This is a genomic window from Arthrobacter sp. PTI12 (assembly GCF_056679915.1).
The window spans coordinates 16,801-35,052 of the sequence record NZ_CM155256.1 but is presented as its reverse complement, the minus strand read 5'-3'; the positions used below and the strand labels follow the sequence as shown (position 1 = coordinate 35,052).

Sequence of the window (18,252 nt, the reverse complement as noted above, 5' to 3'; positions counted from 1 at the left end):
CGATGTATCACTCGCATAGGGGACAACATGCACGTACGCAAGCAGTTACTCGCAGCAGGATCCACCGCCACGCTCGTTGCCGGTGGTCTTTTTTTAGCGCCGCGCCGGCCTCCGCCGTTCACGACTCGCCGGAATGTATTTCCGCGCAAAACCAGTTCACTGCAGCCCTTCACAATGCCGAGCTCAATGCCGAGCTCGAAGTTGAGCTTGCCGTTGCCCTCCAGAACCTGCTGGACGCTCAGGAAACGCTGGACATGCTCGAGGTCGAGGGGACGCTGACGCTTGCGGAGCTGGAAGTTCTTATCGGTGACGCTCTGATTGCTTTGGAGACAGAGCAACTTCCAAACATCAACGCCATCATCAATGCAGAGGCCGCCGCCAACAGTGCGGTGGGGCAGGCTCAGCTACTGCTCGACGCCGTACTGGCTGGCGGTGAATTGGACGCGGCTGCCTTGGCAGCACTGGGCATCAACCTGAACGAGTTCCTGCTCCCTCAGGTACTTGATGTCGAAGGCTTGACTTTAGCCGTGAACGCCGCCGTGACCGCGGGGGACCTCACGCAGGATGAAGCTGACATCCTCATCGCCGACATCAGCGATGGTGTGTTGGAAGATGCGACAGTTGAGGCGCTGGCGGACATCGAGCTCGATCCAGCTGATTTCCAGCTTGAGGCCGAGGTCGATCTGGTCGAGCTGGAAGCGGCCCTTCGTGCACTGATCGCTGACTTGCAGCTTGACATCGCGGCAGCCGCCGAAGCGCGCCTGCTGCTCGATCTGTTGGTCAGCGGCGACATCACGGCAATCCTTGACGCTGAAGCGCGGTTCGAAGCTCTGCTGGGTGTCGATCTCGATTTCTCTGCGCTGATCGACCTCGAGACGGAGCTCTTTGCTGCTCTGGCCATCCTCGAAGCTCAGGCGAACCTCGATGCAGCCATCGCTGTGGTCAACGGTCTTGCTGTGCAACTTGATGCGCTGGACGTTGACCTGCTCGAGCTCGAAGCACTCTTCGCAGCAGCAATCGAAGCGTGCACCGGAGCTGCCGTAGGTGGAGGCGTTGTCGGCGGCGGCGACAAAGATGACGATGATCACGACTACGGCAATGGAGCAGGCGGAACCGGCGGTGCCGTAACAACGGGCGGCACAACCGGCGGCGGCGCAGGCGGTACCGGCGGAACCAATCGCGGAATGAACGTGCAGACGGCCGTACCGACCGCCAGCACCGACCCTGCAGGAATCGGCGCGCTTGCGGCGGGTATCGGCTTCCTGGTCGTGGCCGGCACAATGGCTGCGCGTCGGGTCCACAACAGCTAAGACAGCAGAGAATGCGCAGGGGCGCCGTCCCGTTCGGGCGGTGCCCCTGCGTATTCGGCACCAGTTCGGAAAGACCGCTCCACCATGAGTAATGCACATCGCGCGCCCACCGGGCCGGGGGAGAAAGACCGCAGGATTCCGCGGCTGGCGATTGGCGCCGTCGTTGTGGTGCTGTTCCTCGCCCTTCTGGTTTTCGGGATTCAGCTGTTCGCCGGGTCCGGAGGAGCAACTCCGACAACCACTGCTCCGACAATCGCTGCTCCGGCTTCCGCCCCGGCCACATCTTCGCAATCACCGTCACCCGAGGCCTCAACACCCGCGCCGGAAGTGACTCTCCCTCCCGCGTCCGCGCCGCAAAAGCTCAGCATCGAATCGGCGGATATCTCCGTTCCCGTCCTCCCGTTGACTCCAACAGATGCTGACCTGGCAGCGCAGTCGCTGGTTCCGCCGGAAACCCTCGACGGCTACTGGCTCACGAACTACGGCGCGCCGGGAGAAGGGTCCGAGAACACGGTCTACATCACGGGCCACAGCTGGGAGGACCGTGACAGTCCCTTCAACCGGCTCAGCTCAGAGGTTGAGGTTGGGGATTCCGTTGTACTCACTACTGCCGAGGGCAAGATCAACTACGTCGTTGACTCCGTCACCACCCACAACAAGGACACATTGAAGAACAGCGACATCTGGAACATCGTCCCGAACCGGCTTGTGCTGATCAGCTGTTACACCGAGGACCTCTGGGGAAAGAACGTGATCGTCACCGCCGTACCGGAGGTGTAAAGCCCCTGCACGTTTGGCCCGTTGAAAAGGGGGTACGGGGAAGCTATGACCATCAACCTCGTGCTGACGCTCTTTGCCGGTGCGGTGCTCGTACTCTCCGCCTTCTCCACCCTGGCGCAGCGGGTAAGCCTGCCTGGCCCGGTTCTCGCGCTGCTGTTCGGCGCGCTGATCGGGCCGTATGCCTTCGGAGTCCTCAGCATTGAGGACTTCGGTGTTCCCCAAGGCACGCTGCTTGAAGAGGCGTCGCGAATTACCCTCGCGATCGGGCTGACCGGCGTAGCACTCCGCTTGCCGCACGGGTACTGGCGGAAGAACCTGCGCTGGATCGCGGTCATCATTCTGCTCGGCATGATCGCCATGCTCGTAGTGGCCACCGGTGTGCTTTGGGCGTTGTTGGGGGTCCCGTTTCTCCTGGCCCTCCTGCTGGGTGCGATCATCACGCCGACAGACCCCGTGGTTACTACACCGATTGTCACCGGATCCCTCGCGGAAGAGCGCATCCCCGAACGCGTCCGCCACAACCTTTCTGCGGAGAGCGGGCTCAATGACGGGCTTGGCTATCTGTTCGTCATGCTCCCTGTCCTGCTGCTGACCAAACCGGGACAAGCTTGGCACGAGATGCTTGTGAAGGTGCTGCTGTGGGAGGTGCTGGGAGCGATGCTCTTCGGGGTTATTGCCGGTTTCGCCCTTGCCAAGCTTTTCGTCTGGTCAAAGAACGTGGGGCTCATGGAGGAAAGCTCCTACCTGGGCTTCTTCGTGCCTTTCGGCCTCCTCATCCTCGGCGCAGGGAAACTGCTCGGCACGGACGCCATTCTCGCCGTCTTTGTTGGCGCCGCGGTATTCGGACAGGTGATCCCCGAGCGGGACGAGGAGCAGGAGGACAAGATTGACGACGCCGTTGCCCGCTTCTTTCTCCTGCCCGTCTTCATCCTGCTGGGGCTCGCCTTGCCCATCGGTGAGTGGGCCGCTCTCGGCTGGATTCCGCCCGTTGCGCTCGCCGCTGCGGTGCTGCTGCGGCGGATCATCACCCTGTGGGCCCTGCGTCCCCTGATCTCATCGCTGCACGACGTCCCTGAGACAACGTTCCTGAGCTGGTTTGGACCGGTGGGAATCTCGGCGCTGTTCTATGCGACCCTCGCCGAGCGGCACACCGGCAATCACGAGATCTTCATCTACGTCACCCTCGCCATCACATTGTCTGTCCTCATCCACGGAATCTCGACCGCGCCGCTCAGTGCCTGGCTCAAGCGAAGGGAGCCCGAGCGGAAACAGGAACACGAAACGGGGTAACCGGCACTCAGATCAGGCTGAGCGCACAGCTGGTTCAGGCCCGGCGCAATTCAATATCCAACGCGTCCCGGCTGACCCTGGCGAGCGCCGCGTTTACGGCCCCGGTCAGCACAATGTCCCCAGCGAGCGAGGACGCCACCACCCGCGGCGGGAAGTGCGACGTCGTTGCCACCTTCGCTTCAATCTGCTCGGCCAGGCGCGCGATAGATGGCGCTACCGCCCCGCCGATGACCACGGTGTCCGGGTTGAGCAACGATGCGAGGGTTGAGATGACGCGGGACAGCCGCTCCGCCAGGCGATCCACGATTTCAATTGCGACGGCGTCACCGGCTTCCGCTGCCGCGAACACGGCCTCCGCAGAGGGCCCATTTTTCTTCGAGCGGCCCTTCGACAGGGTTGTGGCCCGGCCTGCGGCCAGAGCCTCTGCCGCCCAGGCGCGGGCAAGGGGAGCGATGGCCGCCGGGCTGCCAACGCCCTCCACTAGGTCGAGATAGTGCATTTCCCCACCGCCGCCGAGCGATCCGTGCAGGAGATGTCCGTCTTCTATGACCCCGGCACCGAACCGTTCGCCGGCGAGGAGCACGAGGAAGCTGCCATCCGGGTCCACGGTGCCGTTGTAACGTTCGGCGAGGGCTGCGAGGTTGGCGTCATTCTCAATGAAGGACGTGCACTGTGGGCGCCCGGCAAGCACCGCTTCCTGATCTACTGCCATCCGCTCCCAGAACGGGTTGCCCGTCGGGATGGTGCCATGGCGGCTGACCGGGGCCGGGATGCCGAAACAGACGGTCAGGACGCGGGAAGGGGCGATGCCGCCGTCGTCGAGCGCTGAATCTATGGCGAGCTTTAGAGCTGCGGTGCGGGGAGCGGGATCCGCGTTGTCGATATCCGCTGTGAAGGCCGCTCCACCGCGGCCAACTACCTCCCCGCGCAGATTGGCGACGACGCTGCGGATATGGCTGTAGCCGGCGTCGATTCCGAGGACGTATCCGGCGTTGTCGTCAAGGGTGAAGTGCCGGGCCGGTCGGCCTTTGCCGGTGGCGGCGAGCGCGGGCTGCTCGCGGATCCAGCCGTCGCGGAGCAGGTCATCGCAGACCCCGAGAACAGTGGCGCGCGTGAGCGAGGTGGCACCGATGAGTTCATTTGCGGTGACGGTGTTCCCGGAGGGGGCGCGCCGGATCGCGTCGAGGATCAGCCTCGCATTGGACCGGCGCAGCATGGTGGTCGACGACGCGCCCGCGGCAAGCGATCCTTCCCTGGGGTTTACGTTCACTCATCCAGTAAACACTGTTGCGGGGGCGCTACTTCTTCTGGCGGCGGCTTCCGCCGTGCCAGTCTTCCTCCACGCCGGCATCTGCATCGGTGATCCCGAAACTGCGCAGCTGTGGACGTTCGCGGAGGCTTCGCTTCAGTTCGGCGAAGCCGGGGAAGCTGGCCAGAGCCACCACGTGGTCCCACAGTTGCGCCGCCTCACCGCGGGAGGGGAGCCTACTGATCACCGGTCCGAAGAACGCCACGCCCTCCGGCGGCTCGAAGTGGATGATCGGAGTGCCGACGTCCTTGCCCGTATGGGAAAGCGCCCCGTCCGTCTCTGCCTGGATTATCGAGTCGAGTGAGCGGTCGTCGAGCGCGTCCGCCAACGACGACGGCAGGCCGGCCTCCGCGAGGATCGGCTCGAGAAATTCACGGGTTCCGTGATATCCGGTGGCGCCGGATTGCGACGGGTCGTCCCGTTCTATATCGAAGATGTGGGCGCCGAGGCGGGCATAAAGGGTAGCGACGGCGTCTGGCCCGTGATCCTTCCGGACCTGCGCGGCGACGCGGAGCAGGCGCAGGCCGGCAGTGTGCCCGGCCTCGTAGCCTTCGGGGAAGTGTGAGTCATAATCGACCGACGCGTTGAGCAGGCGCAGGGAAATGAAGCGCCACTCGACGGAGTAATCCCGTTCCTCCATGACGAGACGAACCCACTTGCTGGTCATCCAGGCGAAGGGGCAGACGGGGTCGAAGTAGAAGTGGATGTCGGCTTTGCCCATGGTCTCGTCGCTCATTTCGCCACTATAGGGGCGGCGGCTAACCGAGTACCACTGTGCCGTCGTCGTTGATGCGCCAGCCGGGGTTGTGCGCGATTTCCCAAATGACACCGTTCGGATCCTGGACATGGGCGTGGAAGATCCCGCCGAACTGGCCCTGCTGCGGCTGCTTGAGTACCGAGCCGCCCGCCGCAGTCATCGCGTCGACGGTGCTTCGGACGGCGTCGGGGCTGTCGACGTTGTGCGAGAGCGTGACACCCGTGGGGGCCGGCGCAGCAGTGGCGCCGAGATCCTGGGCGAATTTGTCGGCGTGGAAAAGGCCCAGCAGCAGTCCCGGCGCGACCTGGTAGAAGAGGATCTCACCCGGTACATCGAGATTCGCCTCCCACCCGAGGCCGTCCCGATAGAAGGCGCGGGCTGCGTCGAGGTCGCGTGTGGCGAGGGTGATGAAGTGAAGCCGCTGGTCCATGGGAATGATTGTTCCACCACCAACGCGGGCGGGTTGCTGGCTTAGGCGATCGTCCGCTCCCACCCGATTGCCGGGGCCACGTGGTCTGCAATGTTGCGCAGCAACTTGGCGTTGTAGTCCACACCGAGCTGGTTGGGCACGGTGAGCATGAGGGTGTCTGCGGCACGGACGGCGTCGTCGTTGGCCAGTTCCGCGGCGATCTTGTCCGGCTCGCCGATGTAGCTCTTGCCGAATCGGGACATCGCGCCGTCGAGCACTCCCACCTGGTCGCGCGTCTCGCGGAGCGCGCTCAGGGCGAAGTACTGGCGGTCCTCGTCGTCGACGATCGGGATGACGCTGCGGCTGACCGAAACGCGGGGCGCAAAGGAGTGACCGGCTTTGTTCCACGCGTCGCGGAACAGCTGGATCTGCTCGGCCTGAAGCTGGTCGAACGGCACACCGGTGTCTTCGGTCAGCAGGGTAGAGCTCATGAGGTTCATGCCTTGCTCTGCGGCCCAGACGGCAGTTTTCCGTGTTCCGGCACCCCACCAGATGCGTTCGCTGAGCCCGGGGGAGTGCGGCTGGACCGGGAGGAGGCCGGAGCCCTGGCGCGGGTCTGCCTGCGCGATCCCCGCGCCGCTGATTGCGTAACGGAACACCTCTGTGTGACGGCGGGCCATGTCAGCCGGCTCTTCGCCGTCGGCTGGCACATAACCGAAGTTGGCCGCGCCATTGAGCGCGGGCTCGGGTGATCCCCGGCTGATGCCGAGCTGGAGCCGGCCGCCGCTGATGAGGTCCGCTTCGGCCGCTTCTTCTGCCATGTAGAGCGGGTTTTCGTATCTCATATCGATGACGCCGGTCCCGATTTCGATGCGCGAGGTGCGCGCCGCGATTGCGGAGAGCAGCGGGAACGGCGCCGCCTGCTGGCGGGCGAAGTGGTGGACCCGGAAGAATGCGCCGTCGATGCCGATCTCCTCGGCCGCTTCGGCGAGTTCAATGCCCTGAAGCAGCGAATCACGGGCAGTGCGCGTGCGTGAGCCTTCGAGGGGTGACCAGTGGCCAAAGGACAGGAATCCGATGCGCTTCATACCCGCCACAACCACGCCGAACGGCGGTGCATTCCTTTCAAAGCCTTGTCGCCGGCTGCACTTGTTGGAACACTGTTCGTGTAGGGAGAGACGATGACCACCACAAAGATTCTCAGGACCAGTCGGTCCCAAATCATTCGGATACCCGAAGCCCTGCAATGGCCTGACAATGTGAACGAAGTTGTGGTCATTCAAGATGGCCCATCGCGGATAATCACGCCTGTAGATCGGTCATGGGACTCCTGGTTTGCCGACCTGCCAGCGGACGGTAGCTACCCGGCTGAGCGGGAACAAACGTCGGAATAGCGTTCGCACCTTCCGCATGAACTTCTAGTTGCCGCTCGTACGCCTCGCCACTTCCCGGTAGCGCGCCAGCACCTCCGGCGTCGGCTCCGCCTCGATGAGTTCGACGTCGCTGGTCCGCCAGTCCGGCAGGGCGCCATCCAGCGCGCCCGCGGCCTGGCGGGCAGCGCCGTCCGCCACGTACTCGCCCGGACTTGGCACCGACACCGGTAGTCCGAAGACGGCACCGACAACCTGCCGCAGTGCTTCCGATCGCGCGCCTCCGCCCACGAGGATGACCCGCCGCGCAACAACTCCCGCGTCGGTCAGCGCCTGGAGCCCATCCGTGAGGGAGCAGACCACGCCCTCGACGGCGGCTCTCGCCACGTTCGCGGGCGTGTAGTTGTCCAAAGTCAGGCCGTGCAAAGAACCGGTGGCATCGGGCAGGTTGGGAGTGCGCTCGCCGGCAAAATAGGGCACCAGGGTGAGGCCGTCCGCGCCGGCAGGCGCCTGCAGCGCGAGCCGGGCGAATTCCTCATGGGCGACACCGAGCAGGCGCGCGGTCGCGTCAAGCACGAGGGTGGCGTTGAGAGTACACACCAAGGGCAGATAGTTGCCGGTAGCGTCGGCAAAACCGGCCACCAGACCGGAAGCGTCCGACGTCGGGCTGCCGGACACCGCAAAAACGGTGCCTGAGGTGCCAACCGAAACAACGACGTCGCCCTCCGCCGCTCCAACCCCCAGTCCCGCCCCAGCATTGTCACCGGCGCCGGCGCCGATGATGCGCCCTTCCGGATCCTTCCGGAACTCGAGCGGACCGAGGACTTCGGGAAGGACAGGGACATGTCCCAGCGTGGCTTCGAGTACCTCGGTCAAGTACCCCTTCGAGGCGGACCAGTAAGCCGTCCCGGACGCGTCCGAACGGTCGGTAGCCAGCTCCTTCAGCCCTTCGGAACCCGACCCCGGGCCGTGGCCGGCGAGACGCCAGCTGAGCCAGTCGTGCGGCAGACACACGGCCGCCGTTTTCGCGGCATTCTCCGGCTCGTTCTCGGCGAGCCACCGCAGCTTCGTCGCGGTCAGCGACGCCACCGGAACGGTGCCGGTTGTCTCGGCCCACCACTGTGCGCCCTTCTCCCGGACAAGCGCCGCCGCTGCTCCCGCCGAGCGCGTGTCATTCCAGAGCAGCGCCGGCCGGACAACCTCACCATTGGCATCCAGGCACACCATGCCGTGCTGCTGGCCGGCGACTGAGACCGACGCGACGTCGTCGAATCCGCCCGCCGCTGCAATGGCTTCCTGTAGGGCAGTCCACCAGGCGTCGGGGTGCACTTCGGTGCCCGGCGGGTGCTGCGCTGAGCCGGAGCGCACCAGTTCGCCGGTTTCCGCATCCCGGATGACCACTTTGCACGACTGTGTGGAGCTGTCTACTCCGGCTACCAGGGCCATGACTGTTCCTTCACTGCATTTTCACCCTCGGAAGGGGAAAGTTTTTGTCGCCTAGTTGCTGCTATAACTGCTCGAAAACGTCAACTAGGCGACAAAAACTTCAGGTGGTGGGGTGGAAAGTTAGAAGCGCGATCCGAGGAGGTGCTCCATGGCCAGCTGGTTCAACCGGATGAAAGCGAAGGACCGCTCGGAGGCCTTCTCGGCGTCGAAATCCTCAAACGCAGTCCGGTCCGCGAGAAGATCAGCGGTGGTTTCCCCCGCTGCCAGAGTGGTTTCACCGAGTTCGACGACGCCGGATGCCTTCAGCGCCTCCTGCACCTCCGGATCGGCACGGAAAGCGAGAGCGCGTTCCTTGAGCAGTAGGTACATGGACATGTTGGCCCGGGCTGAGTTCCAGACGCCGTCGTAACCGTCGGTGCGGGACGGCTTGTAGTCGAAGTGGCGCGGGCCCTCATAGCGTGGACCGCCGTTGGGGAAGCCGTTCTCCAGGAGGTCGACCGTGAAGAAGGCGCTGGAAAGGTCACCGTGCCCAAACACGAGGTCCTGATCGTACTTGATTCCCTTCTGGCCGTTGAGGTCAATGTGGAAGAGCTTGCCGGCCCAGAGCGCCTGCGCAATGCCGTGGGTGAAGTTCAGGCCCGCCATCTGCTCGTGACCGGTCTCAGGGTTCACACCCACAATGTCGCCGTGCTCGAGTTCGGCGATGAAAGCCAGGGCATGGCCCACCGTCGGCAGGAAGATGTCCCCGCGGGGTTCGTTCGGCTTCGGCTCAAGGGCAAGGCGGAGGCCGTAGCCCTTCTCCTTGATGTAGCCGGCGACAGTGTCCACGCCTTCCTTCATTCGGTTCAGGGCAGCCGCCAGATCCTTGGAGCCGTCATACTCCGCACCCTCACGGCCTCCCCACATCACGAACGTCTCGGCGCCGAGCTCAGCCGCGAGGTCGATGTTGGTCAGTACCTTCCGCAGGGCGAACCGGCGGATAGAGCGGTCATTGCTGGTGAAGCCGCCATCCTTGAACACCGGGTGGCTGAACAGGTTGGTGGTCACCATCGGAACCTTCAGACCGGTCTCAGCCAATGCGTCGCGGAAGCTGCCGAGAATGCTTTCGCGCTGCTGGTCCGTGGAACCGAACGGGACAAGGTCATTGTCATGGAAGGTGACGCCGTAGGCGCCGAGTTCGGCGAGATGGTGGACCGCCTCAACGGGATCGAGCGCTGCGCGCGTGTCGGTGCCGAAGGGGTCGGTCCCGGTCCATCCGACGGTCCAGAGGCCGAAGGTGAAGCGATCTGCCGGTGTGGGCTGAGGTGACATGGATGTACTCCGCACTGAGTTGAGCTGAATGAAGCGATAAGTTCGTGACTAAAACATATAGCCGCACTCTCCATCCGTCAACACCTTTCGGCCCAGATTTCAACCGGTGAAGTGCTATGTTTACGTCCAGGACAAATAGGGTGAGGGGCTGGGAGTGAACGAGCGTAGCGGCACTGAGGATCTGCGGCGCCGCAACCTCTCCGCCGTGCTCACCGCTGCCCACCGGCACGGCCCCCTCACCCGCGCCGCCCTCGTTCAGCGCTGCAACCTCACCCGGTCCACCATTGGCGCCCTCGTTGGCGAACTGTCCGCTCTTGGCCTGGTGTATGAGACGGATTTTGCTGCTGCGAGGGTTGGCCGCCCCAGCCCCATGGTCCACGCCAGTGAACGCGTCGTTGCGCTGGCGGTCAATCCCGACGTCGATGCGGTGACGGTGGGCGTCGTTGGCCTGGGCGGCATGGTCCATCGCCGGATCCGCTACAACACCTCATCCATCCCTTCGCTGGAGGAGGCGGTCAACATCACGCGCGCCGTCGTGGAGGGGCTTTCGGTGGAACTGGCGGGAAGCGAGCATGTGCTCGGTCTGGGCCTTGCCATCCCCGGACTGGTCAACGCGGAAGTAGGCCAGGTGTTGCTCGCGCCGCATCTCGGCTGGAAGGATGTCGACGTCGTCGGGCCCTTCCGCCAAGCGCTGGGCATGCCCGTTGTGGCGGCCAATGATGCGACGCTCGGCACACTCGCCGAGAGTATCTTCGGCGCAGCGGCGGGCTACAGTGACGCGCTCTACCTGAACGGCAGCGCCTCCGGCATCGGTGGCGGCGCGATTGTCGGCGGGCAGCCTTTGGGTGGGGCGTCCGGGTACGCCGGCGAGTTTGGGCACATGGTGACGCGACCCGGCGGGGAGCAATGCCACTGCGGCCGCCGTGGGTGCCTTGAAACCGAGGTCAACCTCGATCGGCTGCTGAAGGTTGTCAACCTGAACCATGCCCAGGCGGAACAACTCGAGGACGCCCTGCTTGCCACCCAGACATTCCCGGTGCTGCGCGAGATCCGGCGGCAGACAGACCTGTTGGCCATTGCGCTTGGCAACCTCGTGAACGTCTTCAATCCGCAGATAATTGTGCTCGGCGGCTTCCTCGGCGTGTTGCTTGCCGCGGACAGGGAGCGGTTGAGCGCGGCTGTAGCGGCGGGACCGATCAGCGGCCTGGGCACTAAGGTGCGCCTCGAGCGTGCCGCCCTCGGCGCCGAACTGCTCCTCGTGGGAGCCGCAGAGGCAGTGTTCGCCGGGCTCCTCACCGAACCTCGAAGCGTTGCGCCCGGTCAGGAAAGCGGTGCCAGGCCCAGCTGATCCGCCACCACACGTCCCTGATGAATCACCGTACGGTCCCACGGCCGGTCCATGACGGCCGAGGTGACGGTTTCACCCGCAAGGAGCAACAGCTCAGCCGGGTCGCCGACCTGGAGGCCCGGCCGGTCGCTGACGCTGGTCAACCTTTCCGACCCAGGATCCATAGTTGCCGCACCGCCGATACTGGCGACGGCAAAGCAGTGCTCAATGAGCTCGTCCGCCCGGTATCCGTTGGTGAACGCGAGCTGCCAGGTGCGCTCAAGCATGTCCCCATTGCCATAGGGGGACCAGTAATCGCGCTGACCGTCCTCGCCGAGCCCAACACGGACGCCGGCTTCAGTGAGCTGCCGCAGCGGCAACGGGTCCCGAACTGACGGCGCTACCGTCGCCATGGCAATGTCCGCCTCCGCGAACTCGTCGATCAGCCGGCGGGTGGTGCTTTCCGACACGCTGCCGAGTGAGTACCCGTGGGAAATGGTGACCCTGCCCTGCATCCCGGCGGCCCGGGTCCGCTCGAGGATGAGGTCCGCGCTGTAGACGCCGAGCTCGCCCGGCTCATGGAGATGAATGTCGATCGGCACCTGGTACTTTTCGGCCAGCCCGAAAACGATGTCGAGATGGCGCACGGGATCCCTGTCCAGCTGGCACGGGTCGATCCCGCCGATCACGTCCGCGCCCTGTTTCAGGGATTCCTCAATCAGCGGCACCACGCCCTCTTCAAGCAGGAGGCCAGCCTGTGGGAACGCGATGATCTCCACGTCAGCGCGTGCACGGTGCGTCTCCCGGGCGGCGACCACCGCGTCGAAACGTTCGAGCCGGCAGTCGGCGTCGATCTGCGCGTAGCTGCGTACCCGGGTGGTGCCGTGCTCAATCATGGTGGCAAGCGTGAAAGCGGTCCGGTCCGCGATGGGTGCTTCGGCCGTGCGCCAATTCTCGCGATCATTCAGCATCATTCCCCACACACCCGGGCGGCCGGTATGCGGCCGGAACGGCAGCCCGAGCCGTGTCGAGTCAAGGTGGACATGGACATCGGAGAAGGATGGAAGCAGCAGGCGCCCCCTGCCATCGACGACGTCGGCGCGTGTCTCGCCGCCCGCGGCAGCACCCCCCGGTGCCGTTGAGGAAGGCCGGATGGCGGCAATGCGCCCGTCCTGCAGTTCCACGTCCGACAGTTCGCCGCCCCACGGGCGTACCTGGTGCAGAATCATTGGGAGCCTCCTCGCTCACGCGCCAAGGTTGCCGGCGGCAACCAGCCCAGTCTAGCGACGGTTGCCAACGCTCACGGAGCGGGAGTGGGCGGAATCTCCGAAGCAGGCGGGCGCCGTCGTCGTACGCCGACCGTCACTCCAATCGATGCAGCGGTGACCAGCACCAGCGCAATGATTTCCCGGGCGCCCAGCGCCTGGCTGAGCACCAGCAGTCCCGCGAGCGCGGCCATGGCCGGCCCCAGGGCGGACAGCACGCCGAACACCCGCGTGGACAGCCGCTGCAGTGCGAGCATCTCCAGTGCATAGGGGAACGCGCTGGAGAGCAGGGCAACACCAACGAACACCGGCAGCACCAGCGGTGACACGAGAGCGCCCGCGGCGGCGGACGGCGCACCGAACGGCAGGACGATCACCGCTCCGATCGCCATGGACACAGCCAGGCCCTCGACGCCGGGAACCAGCCGCCCCACGCGTGCGCTGGCGAGAATGTAGAGGGCCCAGAACGCGCCCGCGCCGAGCGCAAAGAGGATGCCGGCGAGCGGCAGGACGCTGCCGTCGTCGAACCCCAAAAGAACGACGCCGGCAAACGCCAGCAGTGCCCACGCCGCGTCAGTGAGGCGCCGGGTCTGCACCAGTGCCAGCAGGAGCGGGCCGGTGAACTCGAGCGTCACGGCCACGCCAATCGGGATGACGCCGATGGCGAGGTAGATAAGGCTGTTCATCCCTGCCAGCGCGACGCCCAGCACCGCTGCGGCTGCCCACTGCTCGCGCTTCCACCCGCGTACCTTCGGGCGCACAACAGCCAGCAGGATCAACGCCCCGAACAGCAACCGGAGGAACACTGCGCCGGTGGGGCCCACGGCGTCGAACTGCGTCCTGGCCAGGGCTGCACCGAACTGGACGGACAGCACCGCCATGATCATCAGCACGGGAGCAGGGATGGAGGAGGTGCGCATACCTACATTCTGTCCGGATCGCGGCCCCGAGCATCACCAACTCGCGTCGATGTACTTCGTTGTCAGCTTTCTGACCGTTGCGTCGCCGCACTCCTTGACCTGCGGAAGTGCTTCGGCCACGGCGTTCAGGTGTCCGCGTTTCAGGCTCGATTCAAGTTCCGCCGCGAGTTTCGCGAGCCGGGCGGCGCCGATCATGGCCGAGCCAATCCGCACGCTGAGCAGTGCGTCGAGGGACGCGGCTTCATCATGTCGTTGCACGGCCTCCGCGAGGCGGAGGTACCGTTCGTCCCAGAAGGCAACGAAGTCGCGCACAAAGGAATGCGCAGGACCGGGATCCTCGAACTCATCCTCCAGCCTGTGCAGAACCTTCCGGTCCACAAGCGGAGCGCGTTTGTTCTTCGACATGCGGCTCAGCGTAGGAGAGGAAGCATGGGAAAACATCGGTATGACGACGGCGGCGCAACAGTGCCGACGATGCCGGGCTTTTCAAACCGGACCCCTTCCTCTACAGTAATTGGACATAAACGAATGTCATTCGTTTTAGCACGGCGCCACCCGTGTAGAGAGGACATCATGAGGATTATCGAAAGCGACGTCGTCGTCGTTGGTGCAGGACCGTCAGGACTGACTGCAGCGAGGGAGCTGCGGAAGGCCGGCCACTCCGTTACCGTTCTTGAGGCGCGGGACCGCGTGGGCGGCCGGACCCATACCGATGTGATCGACGGCGCTGTCCTGGAACTCGGCGGACAGTGGGTGTCGCCGGATCAGGAGGCGCTGATCGGCCTACTCAAGGAGCTCGGACTGGAAACCTACTCGCGCTACCGCGAGGGTGAGTCCGTCTACATCGGAGCGGACGGCAAGGCCGTCCGGTACACCGGCGAGATGTTCCCCGTGAGCCGCCGGACGAGCGCGGAGATGTCACGGCTTATCGACGAGCTGGACCGCCTGGCTGCCCAGATGGATCCCAAGGCTCCGTGGGAGCACCCGCAGGCCAGGGAGCTGGATACCGTTTCCTTCCATTCCTGGCTCCGGCAGCAGTCGGATGACGAGGAAGCCTGCAACAACATCGGCCTCTTCATCGCGGGCGGCATGCTCACCAAGCCGGCTCACGCTTTCTCAACGCTGCAGGCCGTGCTGATGGCCGCGTCCGCCGGCTCGTTCTCGAACCTGGTGGACGAGGACTTCATCCTCGACAAGCGTGTTGTCGGCGGAATGCAGTCGGTGTCAGAGCGCATCGCAGCGGAGTTGGGGGACTGCGTCGTCCTGAACAGTCCCGTCCGCACCCTCCGCTGGTCGGAAAGCCAGGACGGAACCACCACGGTGACCGCCATCTCGGAAAGCGTCACTGTCAACGCGCGGTACGCCGTCATGGCCGTTCCGCCGAACCTGTACTCGCGGGTCTCCTACGAACCCCCGTTGCCGCGCAGGCAGCACCAGATGCATCAGCACCAGTCACTGGGCCTGGTCATCAAGGTGCACGCCGTCTATGAGACGCCGTTCTGGCGCGAGGACGGACTGTCCGGCACCGGCTTCAGTGCAGGGTCGATTGTGCAGGAGGTTTACGACAACACCAACCACGAAGACTCCCGCGGAACCCTCGTTGCCTTCATTTCCGATGAGAAGGCCGACGCCATGTTTGAATTCTCCGTCGAGGACCGGCGCCGGCAGATCCTCGAGTCCATCGCCGGGTTCCTGGGACCGAAAGCCCTGGAGCCCGAGGTGTACTACGAGTCGGACTGGGGCTCCGAGGAATGGACCCGGGGCGCGTACGCAGCCAGCTATGACCTCGGCGGCCTGCACCGCTACGCCAAGCACCAGCTGACCCCGGTGGGCCCCATCTACTGGTCCAGCTCCGACCTCGCAGCCGAGGGCTACCAGCACGTCGACGGCGCTATCCGCATGGGTCAGCTCACTGCCCGAACCCTGACGGAGGCGCTCCAGAAGCAGCGCGCACTCATCGGATGAAAGCTTCGCCGACCACCACCACCGTCATGCCCGCCGACTGGGAGCGGCATGAGCGCACCTGGATGGCGTTCCCACCCTCCAATGACACGTTCGGCGCGGCCGGCAGCGAAAGCCTCGGCCGCGCACGTGAGGCCTGGTCCCGCGTGGCCCGGACCATCGCCCGCTACGAGGGTGTGACCGTTCTTGCTGCTCCAACCGACGCCGAAATCGCCCGCGCAATGCTGGGCGACGGCATTCCCGTGCAGGAGACAGAGCTCGACGACGCGTGGCTCCGCGATTCCGGGCCTACGTTCGTCCATGCATCGGACGGTTCCACGCACGCCGTCAACTGGATCTTCAACGGTTGGGGCGCCCAGCACTGGGCGGCGTGGGAGAAAGACCAGCGCGTCGGCCGTGCGGTGGCCGCGCACGCGGGTACCCCGGTTGGGGACAGCACGCTTGTGAATGAGGGCGGCGGCTTCCACGTCGACGGCCGTGGAACGGTCCTGCTCACCGAGACGGTCCAGCTCGATCCCGGGCGCAACCCGGGAGCCACCAAGGAATCCGTCGAAGCAGAGCTTCACGCCCGTCTGGGCACCCGGCACGCCGTCTGGCTGCCGCGCGGGCTCAGCCGCGATTATGAGGAGTTCGGCACCCGCGGTCACGTGGACATCGTTGCCGCGTTCACGCCGTCGGGCGCTGTTCTCCTCCACAGGCAGGACAACCCCGAACACCCCGACTACGAGGTGAGCCGCTTCCTGCGGTCCGAACTGGAGAGAGCGGTCGACGCCGATGGTCACCCTCTGGAGATCATCGACGTCCCAGCCCCCACGGTCCTCACCGACGACGACGGCTTTGTGGACTACTCCTACATCAACCACTACGTGGCGAACGGCGCAGTGATCCTGTGCGCCTTCGATGACGAGAACGACGCCGTTGCCGCCGACGTCCTCGGCCGCGCCTACCCGGGGCGAACCGTTGAACTCGTCGACGCCCGCGACATTTTCTCCTTCGGCGGCGGCATCCACTGCATCACCCAGCAGCAACCCGCGGCGCGAGCCACGGCGGGCCGGAGTGAGGGGAACCGCTGATGGGTTTCAATGTCGTCGAAGCCGGTATCGCGGATCTTCGCGCGGCACTCGAGACCGGCCAGGTAACCAGCGAGGAGCTCGTCGGGAGCTACCTGAACCGCATTGCGGTCTATGACAAGGCGGGCATCCGGCTCAACTCAGTCGTCGTCATGAACCCGGATGCGCTGGAAGAAGCGCGGGCCTCTGACCGCCGCCGGCAGAAGGGTGAAACTCTCGGTCCGTTGGACGGCATCCCGTACACCGCGAAGGACAGCTACCAGGCTAAGGGGCTCACGGTTGCTGCGGGTTCCCCGGCGTTTCAGGGCCTTATCGCGCAGCGGGACGCGTTCACCATTGAGCGGCTTCGCGGCGCCGGCGCCATCCTCATCGGCCTCACCAACATGCCGCCGATGGCCAACGGCGGAATGCAGCGCGGCGTTTACGGACGGGCTGAAAGCCCCTACAACGCCGACTACCTCACCGCCGCTTTCGCGTCCGGCTCCTCCAACGGATCCGGCACCGCGACGGCCGCCAGCTTCGCCGCCTTCGGGCTGGCTGAGGAAACGTGGTCATCAGGCCGTGCTCCGGCGTCGAACAATGCACTGTGCGCGTACACGCCCTCGCCGGGTGTCATCTCGGTGCGGGGAATCTGGCCGCTCGTGCCCACCATGGACGTGGTGGTTCCCCACACGCGCACCATGGCGGACCTGCTCGAGGTCCTCGACGTCATCGTCGCCGACGACACCGAGACCCGCGGCGACTTCTGGCGCGTCCAGCCCTGGGTGTCCGTTCCGCGCGCCTCGGAGGTGCGTCCGCCGTCGTACCGGTCGTTGGCCGCTGACCGCAGCGCACTGAAGGGGAAGCGCTTCGGTGTGCCCCGCATGTACATCAACAAGGACAACCCCGCCGGCACTGCAGCGGCACCCGGCATCGGCGGCCCCACCGGCCAGCGGATCGAGACGCGGCAGTCGGTCATCGAACTCTGGCAGGCAGCGCGGCGGGATCTGGAGAACGCGGGCGCCGAGGTGGTCGAGGTCGACTTCCCCGTGGTCTCCAACTACGAGGGTGACAGGCCCGGTGCGCCGACCATCAGCACCCGCAAACTCGTCAGCCCCGAATACCTCAAGCACGAGATCGGAGACCTGTCCGCCTGGGCCTGGGAAGACTTCCTGCAGTCGAACACCGATCCGCAGTTGGCGTCACTTGCCGACGTCGACGGCGCCACGATCTTCCCTGCGCCGGACGGCGCGCTGCCGGACCGGTATACCGGCTTCGACGACGACATCGCCGAGTACCCGGACGTCATCCGCCGGCACGGACCGGTGTCCCTGACCGACATCCCCCATCTGGAGGAGGGGCTGCGTGGTCTGCAGGAGACCCGCCGGCTGGACCTTCACGAATGGATGGATGAGAACAGACTGGACGCGGTCATCTTCCCGGCAGCGGCCGACGTCGGACCTGCGGACACAGATACCTCCGTTGCCTCCGCGGACCTCGCGTGGCGCAACGGAGTGTGGGTGTCCAACGGCAACCTGGTGCCGCGCCACCTCGGCATCCCGACGGTCACCGTTCCGATGGGCGTGATGGCCGATCTCGGGATGCCGGTGGGCCTGACTTTCGCGGGAAAGGCGTATTCGGACAACGAGCTGCTGCGGCTGGCTGCTGCCTTCGAAGCAACTGGCTCACGCCGGGTAGCTCCACCCAGGACGCCGCAGGTCTGACCGGTCGGTCATATAGTCGATCC

17 protein-coding genes are annotated in these 18,252 nt (G+C 65.2%); 8 read left to right on the top strand and 9 right to left on the bottom strand.

All coding sequences use genetic code 11. From position 1 onward, the window contains the following. Nucleotides 1–2 precede the first annotated feature (2 nt). The 3 genes from AC1MBU_RS00195 (at nt 3) to AC1MBU_RS00185 (ending at nt 3,380) form a co-directional block, all read left to right on the top strand. Nucleotides 3–1,310, top strand: a complete 1,308-nt coding sequence (locus tag AC1MBU_RS00195) for a hypothetical protein (protein WP_479788020.1) — start codon at nt 3–5, stop codon at nt 1,308–1,310. Between the two features lie 84 nt (nt 1,311–1,394). Further along, entirely contained in the window at nt 1,395–2,090 is a 696-nt protein-coding gene (locus AC1MBU_RS00190; RefSeq protein ID WP_479788018.1) for a class F sortase, read from the top strand. A 45-nt stretch (nt 2,091–2,135) separates the two neighbouring features. After that, a complete protein-coding gene (locus AC1MBU_RS00185; protein WP_479788017.1) occupies nt 2,136–3,380 on the top strand; it encodes a cation:proton antiporter in 1,245 nt (414 codons plus the stop codon). 34 nt (nt 3,381–3,414) lie between these two features. Here the strand turns inward: AC1MBU_RS00185 and AC1MBU_RS00180 are convergent, their stop codons facing one another. Genes AC1MBU_RS00180 through AC1MBU_RS00165 form a run of 4 tightly spaced genes read right to left on the bottom strand, consistent with a single transcriptional unit; the run spans nt 3,415 to nt 6,943 of the window. Next, complete coding sequence (locus tag AC1MBU_RS00180; RefSeq protein WP_479788016.1) at nt 3,415–4,650, bottom strand: ROK family protein; 1,236 nt, start codon at nt 4,648–4,650, stop codon at nt 3,415–3,417. Nucleotides 4,651–4,678: 28 nt separating this feature from the next. After that, nucleotides 4,679–5,425 (bottom strand): mycothiol-dependent nitroreductase Rv2466c family protein, encoded by a 747-nt coding sequence (locus tag AC1MBU_RS00175; RefSeq protein ID WP_479788015.1) that lies wholly within the window; start codon nt 5,423–5,425, stop codon nt 4,679–4,681. 22 nt (nt 5,426–5,447) lie between these two features. Beyond that, on the bottom strand, nt 5,448–5,876 hold the full coding sequence (locus tag AC1MBU_RS00170; protein ID WP_277359759.1) for a VOC family protein: 429 nt from the start codon (nt 5,874–5,876) through the stop codon (nt 5,448–5,450). Nucleotides 5,877–5,917: 41 nt separating this feature from the next. Next, on the bottom strand, nt 5,918–6,943 hold the full coding sequence (locus tag AC1MBU_RS00165; protein ID WP_346027501.1) for an LLM class flavin-dependent oxidoreductase: 1,026 nt from the start codon (nt 6,941–6,943) through the stop codon (nt 5,918–5,920). A 93-nt stretch (nt 6,944–7,036) separates the two neighbouring features. On the opposite strand from AC1MBU_RS00165, the gene vapB reads away from it, so the two are divergent. Continuing rightward, on the top strand, nt 7,037–7,249 hold the full coding sequence (gene vapB / locus AC1MBU_RS00160) for a type II toxin-antitoxin system VapB family antitoxin (protein ID WP_404800768.1): 213 nt from the start codon (nt 7,037–7,039) through the stop codon (nt 7,247–7,249). A gap of 24 nt (nt 7,250–7,273) precedes the next feature. Here vapB and xylB read toward each other — a convergent pair whose 3' ends face one another. Together xylB and xylA are read right to left on the bottom strand one after the other, a co-directional pair. Further along, nucleotides 7,274–8,671, bottom strand: a complete 1,398-nt coding sequence (gene xylB, locus AC1MBU_RS00155; protein ID WP_479788012.1) for a xylulokinase — start codon at nt 8,669–8,671, stop codon at nt 7,274–7,276. Nucleotides 8,672–8,791: 120 nt separating this feature from the next. Next, the gene (gene xylA / locus AC1MBU_RS00150) at nt 8,792–9,982 is read right to left on the bottom strand and encodes a xylose isomerase (protein WP_479788011.1); all 1,191 of its coding nucleotides are present in this window, start codon (nt 9,980–9,982) and stop codon (nt 8,792–8,794) included. 154 nt (nt 9,983–10,136) lie between these two features. Between xylA and AC1MBU_RS00145 the strand changes: the two genes are divergently transcribed. After that, nucleotides 10,137–11,330: an ROK family transcriptional regulator gene (locus AC1MBU_RS00145; protein WP_479788009.1), complete on the top strand. Its 1,194-nt coding sequence runs from the start codon at nt 10,137–10,139 to the stop codon at nt 11,328–11,330. Here AC1MBU_RS00145 and AC1MBU_RS00140 read toward each other — a convergent pair. From AC1MBU_RS00140 to AC1MBU_RS00130, 3 genes are all read right to left on the bottom strand, one after another. Then, complete coding sequence (locus tag AC1MBU_RS00140) at nt 11,303–12,538, bottom strand: amidohydrolase (protein WP_479788007.1); 1,236 nt, start codon at nt 12,536–12,538, stop codon at nt 11,303–11,305. The two genes, AC1MBU_RS00145 and AC1MBU_RS00140, sit on opposite strands and share 28 nt — an antisense overlap. 71 nt (nt 12,539–12,609) lie before the next feature. Further along, on the bottom strand, nt 12,610–13,494 hold the full coding sequence (locus AC1MBU_RS00135; protein WP_479788005.1) for an EamA family transporter: 885 nt from the start codon (nt 13,492–13,494) through the stop codon (nt 12,610–12,612). A 33-nt stretch (nt 13,495–13,527) separates the two neighbouring features. Beyond that, complete coding sequence (locus AC1MBU_RS00130) at nt 13,528–13,899, bottom strand: Hpt domain-containing protein (RefSeq protein ID WP_479788003.1); 372 nt, start codon at nt 13,897–13,899, stop codon at nt 13,528–13,530. Between the two features lie 168 nt (nt 13,900–14,067). Here AC1MBU_RS00130 and AC1MBU_RS00125 point away from each other — a divergent pair, with 168 nt between their 5' ends. The 3 genes from AC1MBU_RS00125 to AC1MBU_RS00115 are packed head-to-tail and all read left to right on the top strand — an operon-like array spanning nt 14,068 to nt 18,229. Beyond that, on the top strand, nt 14,068–15,459 hold the full coding sequence (locus AC1MBU_RS00125; protein ID WP_479788001.1) for a flavin monoamine oxidase family protein: 1,392 nt from the start codon (nt 14,068–14,070) through the stop codon (nt 15,457–15,459). Next, nucleotides 15,456–16,529 (top strand): agmatine deiminase family protein, encoded by a 1,074-nt coding sequence (locus tag AC1MBU_RS00120; protein ID WP_479787999.1) that lies wholly within the window; start codon nt 15,456–15,458, stop codon nt 16,527–16,529. The genes AC1MBU_RS00125 and AC1MBU_RS00120 overlap by 4 nt, the downstream gene beginning before the upstream one ends. After that, entirely contained in the window at nt 16,529–18,229 is a 1,701-nt protein-coding gene (locus AC1MBU_RS00115) for an amidase (protein WP_479787997.1), read from the top strand. Before AC1MBU_RS00120 ends, AC1MBU_RS00115 begins: the two co-directional genes overlap by 1 nt. Nucleotides 18,230–18,252 lie beyond the last annotated feature (23 nt).